The organism is Clostridium sp. AF17-21AC (genome assembly GCF_003461365.1).
GTDB lineage: Bacteria > Bacillota > Clostridia > Lachnospirales > Lachnospiraceae > Coprococcus > Coprococcus ammoniilyticus.
On sequence record NZ_QTWY01000003.1, the window covers coordinates 193,911 to 211,168 of the forward strand.

Here is a 17,258-nt window from a genome sequence, read left to right on the forward strand (position 1 = left end):
CCAAGGAGGAGGTTGTGATATGGAGATCAGGATGCCGGAGAATGCGAAAAAGGTAATAGAGACACTGGAAGCTGCCGGGTATGAAGCCTATATTGTTGGTGGATGCGTGAGAGACAGTATTCTTGGCAGAGAACCGGGAGACTGGGATATTACGACAGCAGCAAGACCGGAACAGGTAAAGGCGTTATTCAGACGGACGATCGATACCGGAATTAAGCATGGTACGGTTACGGTTATGTTTGGTAAAGAGGCATATGAAGTAACCACCTACCGGGTGGATGGAGAATATTCCGATCACAGAAGACCGGATTCTGTGGAATTTACTGCAAATTTAGAAGAAGACCTGAAGCGTAGGGATTTTACGATCAACGCTATGGCATACAGTCCTTCAGCAGGTGTGATCGATCTGTTCGGTGGAATGGATGATCTGGACAATAAGGTCATCAAGGCGGTCGGTGATCCGCTGGCACGATTTGATGAAGATGCTCTGAGAATCCTTCGGGCGATCCGGTTTGCAGGCCAGCTTGATTTCACGATCGAGAGGGATACCAGAAAGGCGATGATCCTGCGGGCACAGTTCTTACAGGATATCAGTGCCGAACGTATCCGCGTGGAGCTTGACAAATTGCTGACTTCTTCGCATCCGGAGAAATTGATGGAAGCATATGTGACAGGCATAACAGCATATATCCTGCCGGAATTTGACCGAATGATGGAACAGCCGCAGAATAATCCATACCATAAATACAATGTAGGCGTTCATTCAATGGAAGCAGTTAAGGTTATCGAGCCAACTACAGTATGCAGATGGGCTGCGCTGCTTCATGATGTGGGAAAGCCGGAATGTCATACCGTGGATGAAAATGGTATCGACCATTTCTATGGACATAATGAGAAGGGGGCAGAGATTGCCCGTAAGGTGCTTCGCAGACTGCGGTTTGACAATGAAACGACAGATCTGGTATGCAAGATGGTGCTGTGGCATGATTATGGTTTAGGGGAGATGTTGAAAAAGACAACCTTCCGAAAAGCACTCAGCAGGATGGGAGCAGATTTCTTCCCTTATTATATCAAGATCCGCCGGGCGGATATGGCGGCGCAGAGTGATTATAAGTTAGAAGAACGGAGAGGCAGCATCGAGCATCTGGAGAAATTGTATCAGGAGATCACGGATGCGAAAGATTGTCTGACGATTAAACAGCTTGCCATCAATGGAAAGGATTTGATCGCACTTGGCGTAAAGCCGGGAAAAGAGATCGGCGATATCCTGCAGGAGCTTCTGAATCAGGTGCTTGGCAGTCCTGAGTTGAACAACAGAGAAACGCTGCTGTCTATGGCAGAGTCATATATTAGAAAATAGAAAAAATAAAGGTGGAGTTATAACTGCATCCAGTTAATTATATATTGACATTACCAAAGATTTCGTAATGAGATGCATAGTGCCGGTAAATACAAGTGCCTGTTTGAGTCCGAAGGTAAATGTGACTTTTTATGTGAAAGACCGGAAATCATTTAAAACAGATAAAAATATGGAGGTGTGGAATGAGACTGAGGAATGTGTTAATTGTTGTGAAAGATATTGAACGGTCAAAGCAATTTTACCATGATCTGTTTGGACTCGAACCAATATTAGATAATGACGGAAATCTGATCCTGACGGAAGGACTTGTATTGCAGGATGAGAGGATATGGAAAGATTTTCTAAAAAGAGATGTGATATCCCACAATAATTCCGCCGAGCTATATTTTGAGGAGCGGGATATCGAAGCTTTTGTTGAAAAGCTGGAGCGGTTATATCCATCGATTGAATATGTAAATCCACTTATGGTTCACAGTTGGGGACAGAAGGTGGTTCGTTTCTATGATCTGGATGGAAATCTGATCGAGGTTGGGACGCCGACGTAACCGGAAACAGACAAGGAAGCTATATGCGGTGGAAAATTTATAATTTAATAAAGGCATGCTATAATTACGGAGGTTAGGCATGACTAATAAAATTATAAATAACAGGAGAGAAAAAATGAAAAACATCGTTTTGCTTGTCAGATATACAACAAAATCAGGGATGAGAGGGAAATTTGTTGAGGCTGTGATGGCATCCGGGATTTTAGATCAGATTCGGAAGGAAAAAGGATGTGTGTCATATAATTATTATGAGGATGTCGAAGATCCGGACAAACTGCTGCTCGTAGAGGAATGGGAATCGGAGGAGGATCAGCAGAAGCATTTGCAGATGCCGCATATGGAGATGTTAAAGCAGATAAAAGAAAAATATGTCTTTGATACAGTAGTAACAAAAAGATAGGGTTTATATAATTGGGAAGGGGAAATTACTATGTGGAAAATATTTATAATTATATTCGGAGTGCTTTTCGGCATATTTATTCCAAGATCAATATATGAGAATTATACAGATGCAGATCTGGAAGACAGTACTTATGAAGAATATTCATATGCAGACTCAGAGGACAGTGTTTATGGGGACTATCCGTATCCAGATCCGGAGTATGCTGCCGGACGAGGTAACTTGAAAACCTATAACAACAAGGACTATGATCCGACAAAAACAGACTGGGAAAATTATGGGGATACCGGCTCGATCATGGAGATTGCGGACACGGACTGGGCATTAGAAAATGCTCCCGTGTTTCATGTAGAAACAAAGGAACAACTGGCTGGAGTTGTGTATTATGTCAATGCAGTCAAAGGGTATAATGATTCCGTGGAACTCTACCTTGAGGCGGATATAGATCTTGACGGTCTGGAATGGGTTCCGATGGGCGGATGGTACAGACCGGATAGATATCTTGAGCACACTACATTTGTGGGGCTTATAGATGGACAAAATCATATAATAAAAAATATGCATATAGATACAAAATACGGTGGACATTGCGGATTTGTAGGATATTCTTATTCCTTGCAGATGAAGAATATCACTTTTGAAAAGGCATATGTGTCCGGAGGAACGTATGTAGGAATTGCAGGCGGAGAAATTTATGGTTCTGAAGACTGGATAAATGTAAATGTATCAGGTATGGTTGGAACACCCGGACCTGAAACCGGCTCGATCGTTGGCAGGGAAGCCGGTATTAATTTCAGAGACTGCGATGCAACGGTTGTGTATAAAAAGAAAAACGGAAGATTTGGAAGTATCCGGTATTTTTCGCACAGATATCAGTTAATTGCAGAAACACCGGTTGTTGAAGCATTTACCCTGACTTATGAAAATGGCGTGATCACAAGAGATGAAGTCGAAGGATATGATAATCTGGGCTGGCATATTGAGCGGGATGGTTCGCTTCTTTTGGATAGAGCAGCAGGAGGTGAATTGCAGCTGCCGACAGAATATACATATCCGGATACATCGATCTGGCTTGAGGCATATATAAATGGAACGTATATCAGAGTCAGCAATATAATCGAAGTGCCTTGATCAGATAGCGTTATGCTGTCTGGTATTTCAGGAGAAAGGGAAGTATATTATGTGTTTGCGGAGTGGTGATGTTTCAGATATTATAATAATATATTTAAATTTGGAGAGCAAAAATGGTTGTATATAAATATGGTGATCCGGAAGCAAATATTGTATTGATTCAGCCAGTGGGAGATCATGATGTGCATGATATAGAAAATGAGGTTTCAGAGATAAAGAAGAGGACTTCTCTGGAATTTCAGATGATCGCAGTTAAAGTAGATAGCTGGAATCAGGATCTGTCTCCGTGGAGAGCACCTGCTGTATTTGGAAATGAAGATTTTGGTGAGGGTGCGTCGGCGTTACTGGCACAGATATTGGAATTGTGTAAGGATGAAAGTAAGACTTATTATCTTGGTGGATATTCCCTTGCGGGGCTGTTTGCACTTTGGGCATCCTGCCAGACGGACAGGTTTGCCGGGATAGCGGCAGCATCCCCATCGGTTTGGTTTCCGGGATTTCTTTCGTATGTGAAAGAATATGGGATTGCAAGCCCTGCTGTTTATCTGAGTATTGGTGATCGGGAAGAAAGAACGAAGAATCAGGTTATGGCTGCGGTAGGCGATTGTATCAGGGAATTGTATGGATGGCTGCAGGAGCAGGAGATTGACAGTATGCTGGAATGGAATTCGGGAAATCATTTTAAAGAACCGGGAATCCGGACGGCGAAGGCATTTGCATGGGTGATGGAAAGAACAAAAGGAACGATCAGAAGAAGGTGATACTTTATGAATATTACGATGCTTGGAACAGGAAATGCACTTGTTACGGAATGTTATAACACCTGTTTTGTGTTGCAGGAAAATGAGGAATATTTTATGGTGGATGGTGGCGGTGGAAGTGCCATTCTGCATCAGTTAAAGCATGCTGGAATTGACTGGAAAGAGGTTAGAACTATCTTTGTGACACATAAACATATCGATCACATTACGGGTATCATATGGATGATCCGTATGATATGCCAGCATATGAAGCAGGGCGAATATGAAGGCGAAGCTGTGATATATGCACATGATGAAGTCATTGATCTGCTGCTTGATCTGGCCAGAAAACTTCTGCCAAAGAAAGAGACAGATTTTATCGGTAAACGGCTGCATCTGATAGCAGTTAAAAATGGAGAGTCTGTTGAAATTTTGAATAAACGGGTTACATTTTTTGATATCCAATCCACAAAAGCGAAACAGTTCGGTTTCTGCATGGAACTGGGAGATGGAGAGAGATTAACCTGCTGCGGAGATGAACCATACAATCCATGTGAAAAGAAGTATGCAGAGAACAGTACATGGTTGTTGCACGAAGCATTTTGTCTGGATGGTCAGGCGGATATATTCCATCCATACGAGAAGCATCATTCAACAGTGAAAAATGCCTGTGAGTTTGCAGAAGAATTGCATGTGAAAAATCTGCTGCTGTATCATACAGAGGATCAGAATCTTTCACATCGAAAAGAATTGTATTATGAAGAAGGAAGAAAATATTTCAGTGGGAATCTTCTGATCCCGGATGATCTGGAAACGTTTATAATTTAATATGGTGCTCCGGACGGCGAAAGCATTTGCATGGTTGATGAAGAATATGCTAATATAGTTAGCAGAGGCTAACTGCATTGGCATATTTTTTTTATAAAGGAGAATAGATATTATGTTACAGTGGAAAATATTTATGGTGATGGCATTGATCGGGCATATATTGTGTGGGATTTCAGATGGATTTCTGACATATGCTCCAAATGGAAAAGTCGATCTGACAAATTTTAAGGATTATGAAAAATCCAAGGTAGCCTTTCATGGAATGCCACTGAAGAATCTGTCGGTTGCGATGTTGTTGGGCGTGTGTGCAATGACGCTTGAGATATTCGGATACATAGCTCTTTGTGATTGGATGCAGCAGTATTCAGAAACATATTATCTGATCATGCTGATAGCAACACTTGTCATGTTTATCAATCTTGCATTGCATCATCTGTTCTGTTGTCTGGTTGAATGGTTTTTTGTAAAATTAAATCTGACAGAAGAAGCTCTGCACGCGGTATGGGATTTCTTTAAGACAACCTGTTATACGATGTATCTGGGATATCTGGGAATGTTGGTATTTGCGGCAGCATTTTTTATTGCTGTTGTGACAGGAAAAACTTCACTTCCGGCATGGGCATGTATTTTTAATCTGCTGCCGCTTGCAATCGTGATCCTGCCAACAAAACTTCCGGCAAAAGCAAATGTAATCGGGGTGATCATGTTTGCCGGGTTGCTTTTTCTTATATAATGGTCACGTTCGAGAGCCGGGAACTATCGGCGTTCTTACTTTATAGAAATTATCTTGTAAAAAAGTATAAAATAAAGGAAAATGTAAAAAAAAGTATAAAATGAGGTAATATATGCAGAAGCCATTTACAATTACATTTAGTAAAGCACCGAAAAACGCAGGTATTCATACAGATAAAACAGCATATTATCATTTGCCGGGACTGTTCGAATTCTATGAGCTGTATCGTATCTTCCTGCCATTGTTCCGTGAGCACAGAGAATATTTCTATGACTGGTGCGAGATCGGTTCGATCTATGGTGCTCCGGCGGACTGCCTGTGGGGTGGCGGACGTGTTGGATATGGTGATTGTGATCCGGAGGATGCTCGGGAATTGATGGACGAGTATGGAATCTCAGCCCGGCTGACCTTCAGTAACTCGCTGCTTTGCGAGGAGCATCTGGCAGATAAGAGATGTAACGAGCTTTGCAGATTATTTGAGAAAAATGGAAAGGCAGAAAATGGGGTGATCGTCCATTCGGATCTATTGTTAGATTACCTGAAAAAGCAGTATCCGGGTTTTTATTTTGTATCATCAACTACAAAGGTTCTGACAGATTTTGAGGAGTTGGTAAAGGAGACAGATCGGGAAGATTTCCGTTATGTTGTGCCGGATTTCCGATTGAATAAGGCATGGGACAAATGGGAAACACTGACACAGTCGCAGAGGGATAAAGTGGAATTCCTGTGTAATGAATGTTGTTCCTTTGGCTGTAAGGACAGACGCAAATGTTATGAAACGGTCAGTCGCAAGAATCTTGGAGAGGACTGCCCGGAGCATGAGTGTACGGCTTTGGATGTCATGGGAGGTTATCGTTTTTCAAAGGCAATGACAAATCCGGGATTTATCGGAATCAATGATATAAAAGGAACGTATCTGCCGAGGGGATTTTCTCATTTTAAGATTGAAGGGCGAAGCCTTGGCAGTGCCTTGATCTTGGAATTTTTGCTTTATTACATGACAAAACCGGAATATCAACTGCACGTTCGGGAGGCTGTCTATCTGGATAATATGCTGGATCTTTTTTAATGAAGTAAGTGGTTACGAAAAGGTGACTATGTAATAAAAAAGTGCGTACTTTTTTTGCGTGATATTTCAATGTAAACTATGAGTGTAACAGAAAAACGCCGGATCATTATTTGTCCGGGATAAGAGCAGATAAGGAGTTGGTTTCATATGGCATATTTTAACCGCATTCATCTGGCTGGAAGTTATGTATCAAAGGAGCAGCTACACAGCAAACCAAGAAAGTCGGGCAGAGTTAAGATTGTGGAGTAGTGCAAGAAGTAATATTATATGGTTCAAGGGCAAAAGGTACAGCGATGGAAAGAAGCGATATTGATATTGCTGTTTCGGGTGTGGATTTAGTGAATATGGATACCTGTAGGAATCAGTTATTATTGGAGAATATCAGGCAATATGGACGAGAAATTTAACAGACGGTTTTTATCTTTCTGCAATTCACTGGATGGATTGTCGGATTAAAGCCATCCCAATTTTTCGTTTGACTTTTTCGAAAATGAGAAATATAATAACGTCTTGAACGAGTAGCAAACATGCGTAAATCCAGTTTTGCTGCTCGTTTTTTTAATTATATATTGCCATTAGAAAGTGTGTAGCTTATCAGCGTAAGTCCAACTTATAAGATAAGTACACACTTTTTTTGTGTGAAAAAGGAGGATTAAATTAAGATGGCGGAAAGTAATAAGATGAGGGAGATGCCGGTAAATAAGCTGATGGTTCAGATGGGAATACCGATGATCTTATCGATGGCATTACAGGCGGTCTATAATATCGTGGACAGTGCATTTGTAGGCAATATGAAGGTGGGGAGTGAAGCGGCATTAAATGCACTCACACTGGTATTTCCGGTTCAGATGCTTATGGTGGCTGTAGGAATCGGAACAGGTGTAGGAACAAATGCACTTCTTGCCATGACACTTGGGCAGAGAGATATGAAAAAAGCAGCAAGAGTTGCAGGTAACAGTTTATTTCTTGGTGGAATTATTTATGTGGTATGTCTGTTATTTGGTATCTTTGGAGTGAAAGCCTATATCTCATCTCAGACCGTTGATCCGGAAGTTATCTCGATGGGAACAACATATTTGCGGATTTGCTGTGTGTTGTCCTTTGGCATTATCTTCTTTTCATTATTTGAAAAATTATTACAGGCAACAGGACGTTCCCTTTATTCAACAATCGGTCAGGTTGCGGGAGCTGTTATAAATATTATTCTTGACCCGATCATGATCTATGGTATTGGCCCTGTTCCGGAAATGGGAGTAGCGGGAGCAGCATATGCTACCGTCATAGGACAGATCGTATCTGCCGGTTTGCTTCTGGTATTTCATCTGAAGTTAAATAAGGAATTTGAACATGGAATAAAACATATGAAGCCAAGTGCCAGAACTATGAAAGAGATATATTCCATTGGTCTTCCTGCTATCATTGCACAGGCACTTATGTCAATTATGGTTTATGCGATGAATCTTATTTTAAAGTTCAATCCTTCCGCCCAGACGGCATATGGATTGTTTTATAAGGTGCAGCAGTTTGTATTGTTTCTTGCATTTGGCCTGAGAGATGCGATCACGCCGATCATAGCTTTTGCATATGGTATGGGAAGCAAAAAAAGGATCAAAGATGGAATCCGCTATGGTCTTATTTATACCATAGCATTGATGATCCTGGGCGTTCTCATCACAGAGATTTTTCCAAATGCCTTTGCTTCGCTGTTCAATGCAGGTCAGTCAAGAGCGTATTTTATCGGTGCAATGAGAATTATCTCGATCAGTTTTATATTTGCCGGAATCAATGTGGCATATCAGGGAATCTATCAGGCATTGAATGGCGGTCTTGAGTCGCTTGTCATATCACTTCTCAGACAGCTTGTGATCATATTGCCATTGGCAGCTATTTTTTCTTTCTTTGTAAGAAATGGTCAGATGGGTGTTTCGTTGATCTGGTGGGCGTTCCCGATTACGGAATTTGTCTCATGCTTAGTGGGATATGTATTTTTGAAGAGAATACAGAGAAACAAGGTAGAAAAATTAAGTTAGGTTATGAAGGTGGGAGCACAGGCTCCCATCTTTTTATATAAGGAATTATAAGGGGAAAGTGGCTTGTAATCATAAGTCAGTATGCTATAATAATCGTTAGATAGAACTAACTTAAAGTACTTAGGAGGTTGAGAGTAAAATGGTGATAACGATAGTTGCAACGGTTATGATCTGGGTGGCGTATTTCCTCATTTTATATGGAGTAGTCGGTTTTATTCAGGATAAGAGGTTTTTCTCGTCTGCACCAAAGGAGAATCTGGAAGCCATTCCAGATTCGAAAGAGCGGTTCCGTGGTGCACATGCAATCGGCTGGATCATAGAAGTAATCGCACTTCTTATGTTTATAGGTGCGGTTGTTCTAGGCGTATGGGATGGTGTAAAAAATGATTATGGATTTTTAAATTTCTTTGCACGATTCCTTATCATGCTTTATTGCATGGAGATCTATGATATCTGCTTTTTTGACTGGGTGCTTCTCTGTCATTCGAACTTCTTCCCACATTTCTACCCGGAACTGAAAGGTGTTGTGGGTCCGCATATGTTCGGATATAACAAGAAGACACACATATTACATTTCATTATTTATATTCCGATCTGTGCTGTAGTTGCATGGATCTGTACACTTTTTTAAAGTGAGATCGCACAGATCCTGAAGAAATAAGAGCCATTGGAAAACGAAAGGATAGATGATAAGTATGCTGAAATACGGAATTTATGCAAAAGCAGTAGAATTGTTATGTTTTAAATCAGCCTTAGCCAGACTTGCAGAGATAAATCCGGATATGGATATGAAAGACTATAAGAAAAAGGTAAAACGCGAATTCAAGGCGATGCTTTTGAGAACCCCGGACATAGGGGGCAGTTCATTGGAAATGAATCTGTATATTGCAGCATTTGTCTTCTCCTTACATAAAGCAGAGCCGGATAAGATCGATCCCGATGTTGTAAACGAGATGGTAACTGCCGTATTTGACTCGCCGTTTATGGTGAAGGCACATGCAAATAAAAAATGTATGTTATTTACAGATGAGGTACAGGATAAAAAAGTGCAGGAAAGTATAGCAAGCCAGACATCAAAATATGAGCTTGACTGGAAATTCCATTACGAAAAGGGAATCGATGAATTCTATAATACATATACGGAATGTGGTATCTGTAAGCTCGGTAAGAGGGAAAACTGTTTTGAATTCGTTCCGTGTCTGTGTAATATGGATGAGAGGAATTACCGGAATGAAGGCGGACAGTTACATCGGACAAAGACACTGGCACAGGGGGATGACTGCTGTAATTTCCATGTGACCAGAATTTAATACATTGCATTCTCAACGATCTGCGCATCTTCATTCTGGATTTCATTTGTGCATTTGTCTTTTGCAACTTTCGTATTTAGCAAAAAAATGAAATTATAGTCAAGTGAAAAATAAATTGGAATGATAAAGAAGTAAGGAAATTGACAAAAACAATACAATGCAGTATATATAGAACAATATAAATGCTTGTCTCGGCGTTAAAGAAGACTATAGATTTTGCTGTTTCTGAACATAACAGTATGCTCTATAGTCTTTTTTATTTATGTAATTACAGAAGATGGAGGAAGAACATGATGTCATCAAAGAATTGGTTGAAAAAAATAGTGATAATTATAGTAGGTTCTGTTATTGCAGCTTATGGAATCACACTTGCCTTGTATGCGGGATTTGGAGGCGTAACACTTGCAGTTTTGTGGCAGGGTATTTCAGAAACATTTCATATAAGTATCGGAATGGCTTCGTTTGTTGTAGCTGTTGTGATGATCTTATTTGCGGCTATTTATGACAGGTCGCAGATTCATATAGGAACATTTTTGTATCAGGTTGTGTACAGTGGGTGTGTGGATTTGTTTGCAAAATGCCATATATACAGCAAATATATGTGGATAAATTTCTTCATTATGCTGGCAGGGGTGATCTTATTTGCAGTTGGAACAGGTTTGTATGCATCTGCATCTCTTGGCAGAGGTTCTTATGAAGCAGTAACCTTTGCATTGGCAGAGAAAAATAACTGGCAGGTTAAGATCGTTCGTATGATATTAGATATTTTAATGGTCGTGACAGGTGTGCTTATGGGAGGGAAGTTTGGAGTATGTACGATCATCACAGTTATAATCTCAGGACCGGTTATACAATTTACAAATGGCAAGGCAAAGCAGATTTTTAAGATGTAGGATATTTTATTTGGGATAGAGTTCCGGTTAGGATTTCCTTTTAAGAATATGTTGCAGAATTCTGTAAAAGAGTGTAGAATCTATCTGGTTAGATAGCACTAACCGATAGCTGTTATCTATATAATCACAAAAAATAAAACATAAGGGGAGAATGATATGAACATTTATGTTGCCGTAGGAATCTTCGGAATTATCAGTAACTTTGTAGCTGCATTAGCAGACCTGCCACTTATCAAGCCGGGTAAGCCTGGTGAGAATGAGAACATATCTTTAAATGGAGTCCAGCCATGGTGGGCAGAGGTTCCGACCAAGAGATTTAAGTTGTCCTTCTGGTTATCCTTTTTTGGACAGCCGGGTGCTTATGTTACGCTGTGGCTTCTTGCAGATCTAATAGTAAAACAAAGCACACCGCTGGCTGTAGCATTGAAAATCAATACACTCATCGGATGCTATACAGGTCTTCTGTGCCATATGTATTTCTGTATGAAACCACTTATATATCAGAAGTTGAGCAAAAAAATGTCAGACAGCGAATGTGATGAGATTTTGCAGGCGATCGATCCGATCACAAAGATACCAATGCTTATCGGTGGACTGACACTGTGGCTTGGTGGAACAATTATTGTTGCGATCGCTATTATAACAGGCGCACTTGCAGTTTCAAAATGGTGTCTGCTTTTAAATCCGATCGTTGCGTTGATTGTGCTGTCAATATTCAAGAAATGCAAGATCAAAATTATCGGAATACTTGGCGTTGGATATATGCTGTTGTCAGTTTTACTCATAATTGCAGGTTTACAATAGTGAAACGAATAAGTCCTTGCACAAACACCCTGCATAAGGTAAAATAATTTTATATGAATATTTGTGAACTGGGGGCACCACTTTTCACAAGGAAGATAACAGGCGCCGGATCATACGTTATGGTTGTATGATCCGGTGCCTTTTTGTGTTACAGGGCATATGTCCTGTAGTGCAGAAAATGTGTAATTATGAAAGATAGGAGAACATACATGGTAAAAATCAATGGTGAAGAAAAAGAGATTGCCGGTAAGAATCTTCTGAAATATTTGAAGGAAGCCGGATTTGAGCCGGAACGTGTCGTTGTAGAACGGAATCTCGACATTATTCCAAAAGATGAACTTGGCAATACGATCATTCAGGATGAAGATGTGATCGAAGTATTACGATTTGTTGGCGGAGGTTGAGACATGACAGAGATGCAGAAAAAAATGCAGGAGCTGATCTCGCAGGAAGAACTGGATCGTGCATTTGATGCAAGATTTCCGAAAGAGATGCAGGTAAAGTTACGTGCGGCGAAGGTGGCTGTTGCAGGTATCGGTGGACTGGGGTCAAATATTGCAGTCATGCTTGCAAGAAGTGGCGTCGGACATTTGCTTCTGGTGGATTTCGATGTGGTGGATGTGACGAATCTCAATCGTCAGATGTACTTTATATCCCAGCTCGGGAAGCCGAAGACGGAAGCCCTGCTTGAAACCCTGTATCAGATCAATCCATATCTGACGTATGAGACAGTGCAGACGAAAGTAACCCCGGACAATGTAAAGGAATTATTCGGTGGATATCCGATCGTGTGTGAAGCATTTGACAAACCGGATCAGAAGGCAATGCTGGTGCGTGAACTACTGATGCAGTGTCCGGATGCAACTGTTGTATCGGGAAATGGCATAGCAGGATATGCAGATACGAATGCGATAAAAACGCGCCAGATGATGCGCCGCCTGTATGTGTGTGGCGACCAGAGCACAGATGTCGGTGGCGGCATAGGACTCATCGCCCCACGGGTAGCCGCCTGCGCGGCACATGAGGCAAACAAAGTATTACAATTGATAATGGAGAAATAAATGTTAGAGAAAATTGGAGATTACATGATACCCGGATGCCTTGATTTACCAAAACAAGGGCATTTGAGTCCGCCGGTACTTGATGGCGCATAAGCGGCATCTTAGTACCGCTGCAGGACTCAACGAGCGGAAGCGTCCCTTGGTTGGTAATGTCAAGGTATACGAGTATTATAATATATATAACTCTAACATTTATTTCTCTGCAGAGAAAAGGAGACAACATGGAAGATAAATTCATCTTAGGCGGCAAGGAATTCAAGAGCCGTTTCATTTTAGGATCAGGCAAATACAACCTGAATCTGATCAAGGCAGCAGTCGAACAGGGAGGGGCAGAGATCATCACCCTTGCATTACGACGTGCAAATACACAGGAAAGTGAGAATATTCTGGACTATATTCCGGAAGGAGTTACCCTGCTTCCGAATACTTCCGGTGCAAGAAATGCCGAAGAGGCTGTCCGCATCGCAAGACTTAGCCGGGCAATGGGCTGCGGCAATTTTGTAAAGGTAGAGATCATGCGTGATGCAAAATACCTTTTTCCGGATAATTATGAGACTGTGAAAGCAACCGAGATCCTTGCAAAGGAAGGCTTCGTGGTACTGCCGTATATGAATCCGGATTTAAATGTAGCAAGGGATCTTCAGAATGCAGGTGCGGCTGCTGTTATGCCGCTTGCAGCTCCGATTGGAAGTAATAAGGGGCTTGCGACAAAGACTATGATCCAGGTATTGATCGATGAGATCGACCTGCCGATCATCGTGGATGCCGGCATCGGAAAACCATCTCAGGCATGTGAAGCAATGGAAATGGGTGCGGCTGCGATCATGGCAAATACAGCCATCGCAACAGCAGGTGATGTACCGGAGATGGCAGCAGCATTTAAACTTGCGATCGAAGCAGGAAGAAAAGCATACCTGACCGGAATGGGTCGTGTCCTTGCAAGAGGTGGAAGTGCTTCCGATCCTTTGACAGGTTTCTTGCGTTAGGAGGCAGTCGGAAATGAACGAAGAAAATCAGGTATATTTTGTTGACAGTGACAAGCTTCCACAGGAAGCGCTAACGCGCAAGCATCGTCTGGAACAGGATGCATCGTTCCGGACAAATCATATGGAATATATGGAAGGCATGCAGGTGATCGATTCGGATATCAAGGACAAAGTACTTACGGCTATGGATGCATATGACTATGATTCCTATACTGCGGCAGATGTAGAACGTGCGCTGTCACATGAGAGCTGTACGATCGAGGACTTTAAGGCATTGCTGTCACCGGCAGCAGCACCATATCTGGAACAGATGGCAAGGAAAGCAGAGGAGATCACGAAGAATCATTTTGGAAATACGGTCTATATCTTCACACCGCTTTATATTGCAAACTATTGCCAGAACTACTGCATTTACTGTGGCTTCAACTGTTATAACAACATTCGTCGGAAGAAGCTGACGATGGAGGAGATCGAGCATGAGATGCAGGTTATTGCGCATACCGGCATGGAAGAAATTCTGATCCTGACAGGCGAGAGCCGGGTATATTCGGATGTTACATATATCGGGGAAGCGGTGAAGATCGCAAGAAAATATTTTAAGAATATCGGAATCGAGATCTACCCGGTAAATGTGGATGAATACAAATATCTGCATGAATGTGGTGTTGATTATGTGACTGTTTTTCAGGAGACATACAACACGGACAAATACGAGACCTTGCATCTGATGGGACATAAGCGCGTCTGGCCATATCGTTTTGATGCGCAGGAGCGTGCATTGATGGGCGGTATGCGTGGAGCCGGATTCTCGGCACTTCTGGGATTGGATGATTTCAGAAAGGATGCACTGGCAACGGCACTTCATGTCTATTATATCAACCGCAAATACCCACATGCAGAATTATCATTGAGCTGTCCGCGTCTGCGTCCGATCGTGAATAATGAGAAGATCAATCCAAGGGATGTAGGTGAGAAGGAGCTCTGTCAGGTGCTCTGTGCATATCGGATGTTCCTGCCATTTGCCGGAATCACGGTATCGAGCCGTGAGAGCGCAACATTCCGAAACGGAATTACGAAGATCTGTGCAACAAAGGTTTCTGCCGGAGTATCGACCGGAATCGGTGATCATGAGGAGAAATACGAAGGTAAGGAAGATGCGGATGTAGGAGATGAGCAGTTCGAGATCAACGATGATCGTTCCTTTACGTCCATGTATCAGGATATGGAGAAGGGCGGCTTACAGCCGGTCTTAAACGATTATATTTATGTGTAAATGTTATGAGCATGCGATTGTGATCACCAATCGTGCGCTGGTAAACGGAGATTTTCTGGAGCAGCTTCAAAAGGTTTCGCAGGTGCATCCGCATGCATTGATCCTGCGGGAAAAAGACCTGCCGGATGCAGAATATGAGAAGCTTGCAGCGAAGGTTTTAGAAATATACAAAGCGGCAGGCATACCTGTCTTTCTGCATTCCAGAATGGAGATTGCAGAAAGACTTGGCTGTGAGAATATTCATTTGTCAATTCCTGTGTTGCAGGATTTGCCGGATGTTCAGCGTGATGTGCTGACAACGAATTTTAAAGAGATCAGTGTGTCCTGTCACAGCATGGAGGATGTCGAGCTTGCAGTTAAGAGCGGAGCGACACAGATTGTGCTTGGAACGATATTTGAGACAGAATGTAAGAAAGGGTTGAAGGGCAGAGGGCTGGAATTTGTTCGTGAGATCTGTGCGAATTGTCCGGTCCCGGTATATGCGATCGGTGGAATCAATGAAGAACGCCTGCTACAGGTGATGGAAGCCGGTGCGGCAGGCGGTTGTATGATGTCAGGATTTATGCGGATGTAGGAAGATATGCCATGGTATATAGAGTAATATCATGTGCCATCTTCTTCTCGGCAGTTTTCGTCATGCCGCAATGTTCGTATTTGACAACCTTTTGGATGTTGTCGGTGTCAAGAATGCAGGGGCAGCCACGTTTGGCGGCTTCTGCAAATGGCAGCTCCAGAACCTTCTTCATGAAGCCCTGTCCCTGATAAGCCTGTAAGACGACTACCATCGAGACGGCGATATAATCTTTTTCTTTGCGGTATAATTTCTTATATTGCTCGTTTGATCCGGTTGCGATATTTAATAATGATTTAAATGGTATCTCGCGCAGCATTCTCCGGATCATATGCAGAGCAGGTCCGAGGGGCTGTCTGGTATTCTTATCCCAGTATGCGAGGAAGCCTTCATATTTTTCGGAGGTTGTATATAACGTACCCATCCGGTAATAGAATTCAGTAATGATCTCGAAAGATTTGACGAGGTCATCATGTGGAATCGTTTCTGCGATTCCGGGAGATGCGGCAAATGCTTCCCCGATCAGTCTGCTGTATTTTTCTATATCTTCTGTTGACCAGTTCTCAATCTTTATCATGTTTTACCTCCAAAATTTCCTTTCAATATGTTTGAAAAGTCAGCATGATTTTCCATAATCTGAAAGTTTGCTGTTTTTTACTTCACATATCGTTCGTTTAATGTATTCTAAAAAATAATATCTCTGCAAACACATAATATTATATTAATAAAATGTGAGTTATAACTCATATTATGTATGGCTGTAGAATATCACGCCGGGATTTTGCTGTCAATAGAAATGTGAGTATATACTCATGTTTTATTGACTTTATTTTTTTATATGCTTATACTGGAAACAGTAAAACTATATGAACGGAATTGTTTTTTACATAAAGGAGTAACACATGCCGGAAGAAATTCGTATCCCAAAACAGAAAAGAAGTATTGAGAAAAAAGAAGCACTGAAGAAAGCGGCGGTCGAGCTGTTCTCGACAAAAGGGTTTCATAACACCAGCAGCAATGAAATCGCAAAGAAAGCAAATGTGTCGATCGGTACATTTTACAGCTATTTTGTTGATAAAAAGTCGTTATATGAGGAATTGATCACAGATCTTTATAATGAGTCTTTGCAGGAGATTATGGTCATTGATGTGTCCGGGTTCACCTCTCCACGGGAATTTGTCAGAAGATACGTTGCTCTGATCCTACATAATCATGAATACATGACAGCATTCCAGAAGGAGATATCCGCTTTGTCCCTGCAGTATGATGACTTGCACGAACTGGAAGCAAGGGCGCGCGCGGGTGCATTTCAGACATTTTTCTCGCTGCTTGAGACAAATAAAAAAATGCTCAGAATCTCTGATCTTAAGACCACATCCCTGATTCTTCAATGTGCATTGGAGTCCGTTGTGCATGAGGTGACTTTCTATGAAAATGACTATGATAAAGAAAAAGTCATCGATGCGCTTACGGATCTGATCTGCCGATATTGTATTGCAGATGAATATGATAAGAAAATGTAAG

Annotated in this window: 21 protein-coding genes; 20 read left to right on the plus strand and 1 reads right to left on the minus strand. The window is 41.7% G+C overall.

Annotation, left to right across the window (positions count from 1 at the left end):
• Positions 1–19 precede the first annotated feature (19 nt).
• The 19 genes from DWW85_RS05975 to DWW85_RS06065 all read left to right on the plus strand — a co-directional run bounded on the left by DWW85_RS05975 (position 20) and on the right by DWW85_RS06065 (position 15,737).
• Positions 20–1,360 (plus strand): CCA tRNA nucleotidyltransferase, encoded by a 1,341-nt coding sequence (locus tag DWW85_RS05975; RefSeq protein ID WP_117807985.1) that lies wholly within the window; start codon positions 20–22, stop codon positions 1,358–1,360.
• Between the two features lie 182 nt (positions 1,361–1,542).
• Complete coding sequence (locus DWW85_RS05980) at positions 1,543–1,905, plus strand: VOC family protein (protein ID WP_117807987.1); 363 nt, start codon at positions 1,543–1,545, stop codon at positions 1,903–1,905.
• 115 nt (positions 1,906–2,020) lie between these two features.
• Positions 2,021–2,305, plus strand: a complete 285-nt coding sequence (locus DWW85_RS05985) for an antibiotic biosynthesis monooxygenase family protein (RefSeq protein ID WP_181986511.1) — start codon at positions 2,021–2,023, stop codon at positions 2,303–2,305.
• A gap of 30 nt (positions 2,306–2,335) precedes the next feature.
• Positions 2,336–3,436, plus strand: a complete 1,101-nt coding sequence (locus DWW85_RS05990; protein ID WP_117807989.1) for a hypothetical protein — start codon at positions 2,336–2,338, stop codon at positions 3,434–3,436.
• Positions 3,437–3,549: 113 nt separating this feature from the next.
• Complete coding sequence (locus tag DWW85_RS05995; RefSeq protein WP_117807990.1) at positions 3,550–4,197, plus strand: esterase; 648 nt, start codon at positions 3,550–3,552, stop codon at positions 4,195–4,197.
• 6 nt (positions 4,198–4,203) lie between these two features.
• On the plus strand, positions 4,204–5,004 hold the full coding sequence (locus tag DWW85_RS06000; protein WP_117807991.1) for an MBL fold metallo-hydrolase: 801 nt from the start codon (positions 4,204–4,206) through the stop codon (positions 5,002–5,004).
• Between the two features lie 112 nt (positions 5,005–5,116).
• Positions 5,117–5,737, plus strand: a complete 621-nt coding sequence (locus DWW85_RS06005) for a DUF6796 family protein (RefSeq protein ID WP_117784556.1) — start codon at positions 5,117–5,119, stop codon at positions 5,735–5,737.
• A gap of 112 nt (positions 5,738–5,849) precedes the next feature.
• On the plus strand, positions 5,850–6,806 hold the full coding sequence (locus tag DWW85_RS06010) for a hypothetical protein (protein ID WP_242996060.1): 957 nt from the start codon (positions 5,850–5,852) through the stop codon (positions 6,804–6,806).
• 248 nt (positions 6,807–7,054) lie between these two features.
• On the plus strand, positions 7,055–7,213 hold the full coding sequence (locus DWW85_RS06015; protein ID WP_117807992.1) for a nucleotidyltransferase domain-containing protein: 159 nt from the start codon (positions 7,055–7,057) through the stop codon (positions 7,211–7,213).
• A gap of 255 nt (positions 7,214–7,468) precedes the next feature.
• Positions 7,469–8,836 (plus strand): MATE family efflux transporter, encoded by a 1,368-nt coding sequence (locus DWW85_RS06020; protein ID WP_117807993.1) that lies wholly within the window; start codon positions 7,469–7,471, stop codon positions 8,834–8,836.
• Positions 8,837–8,975: 139 nt separating this feature from the next.
• Positions 8,976–9,467 carry a hypothetical protein gene (locus DWW85_RS06025; RefSeq protein ID WP_117784554.1) on the plus strand — a complete coding sequence of 164 codons (492 nt, stop codon included), beginning with the start codon at positions 8,976–8,978 and terminating at the stop codon, positions 9,465–9,467.
• Between the two features lie 55 nt (positions 9,468–9,522).
• A complete protein-coding gene (locus DWW85_RS06030; RefSeq protein ID WP_242996062.1) occupies positions 9,523–10,146 on the plus strand; it encodes an L-2-amino-thiazoline-4-carboxylic acid hydrolase in 624 nt (207 codons plus the stop codon).
• 293 nt (positions 10,147–10,439) lie between these two features.
• Positions 10,440–11,039, plus strand: a complete 600-nt coding sequence (locus tag DWW85_RS06035) for a YitT family protein (protein WP_117808134.1) — start codon at positions 10,440–10,442, stop codon at positions 11,037–11,039.
• 156 nt (positions 11,040–11,195) lie between these two features.
• Positions 11,196–11,843: a DUF6796 family protein gene (locus tag DWW85_RS06040; protein WP_117784551.1), complete on the plus strand. Its 648-nt coding sequence runs from the start codon at positions 11,196–11,198 to the stop codon at positions 11,841–11,843.
• A 209-nt stretch (positions 11,844–12,052) separates the two neighbouring features.
• Positions 12,053–12,247, plus strand: a complete 195-nt coding sequence (gene thiS / locus DWW85_RS06045; RefSeq protein ID WP_181986512.1) for a sulfur carrier protein ThiS — start codon at positions 12,053–12,055, stop codon at positions 12,245–12,247.
• Between the two features lie 3 nt (positions 12,248–12,250).
• A complete protein-coding gene (gene thiF, locus DWW85_RS06050; protein ID WP_117807995.1) occupies positions 12,251–12,904 on the plus strand; it encodes a sulfur carrier protein ThiS adenylyltransferase ThiF in 654 nt (217 codons plus the stop codon).
• 221 nt (positions 12,905–13,125) lie between these two features.
• Positions 13,126–13,890 carry a thiazole synthase gene (locus DWW85_RS06055; protein WP_117784548.1) on the plus strand — a complete coding sequence of 255 codons (765 nt, stop codon included), beginning with the start codon at positions 13,126–13,128 and terminating at the stop codon, positions 13,888–13,890.
• 13 nt (positions 13,891–13,903) lie between these two features.
• Positions 13,904–15,163, plus strand: a complete 1,260-nt coding sequence (gene thiH, locus DWW85_RS06060; RefSeq protein WP_117807996.1) for a 2-iminoacetate synthase ThiH — start codon at positions 13,904–13,906, stop codon at positions 15,161–15,163.
• A complete protein-coding gene (locus DWW85_RS06065) occupies positions 15,156–15,737 on the plus strand; it encodes a thiamine phosphate synthase (RefSeq protein ID WP_117807997.1) in 582 nt (193 codons plus the stop codon). Before thiH ends, DWW85_RS06065 begins: the two co-directional genes overlap by 8 nt.
• Here DWW85_RS06065 and DWW85_RS06070 read toward each other — a convergent pair.
• Positions 15,724–16,311 carry a GNAT family N-acetyltransferase gene (locus tag DWW85_RS06070; RefSeq protein WP_117807998.1) on the minus strand — a complete coding sequence of 196 codons (588 nt, stop codon included), beginning with the start codon at positions 16,309–16,311 and terminating at the stop codon, positions 15,724–15,726. The two genes, DWW85_RS06065 and DWW85_RS06070, sit on opposite strands and share 14 nt — an antisense overlap.
• A gap of 325 nt (positions 16,312–16,636) precedes the next feature.
• Here DWW85_RS06070 and DWW85_RS06075 point away from each other — a divergent pair, with 325 nt between their 5' ends.
• Positions 16,637–17,257, plus strand: coding sequence for a TetR/AcrR family transcriptional regulator (locus tag DWW85_RS06075; protein WP_117807999.1), 621 nt, complete (start codon positions 16,637–16,639; stop codon positions 17,255–17,257).
• Position 17,258: the final 1 nt, after the last annotated feature.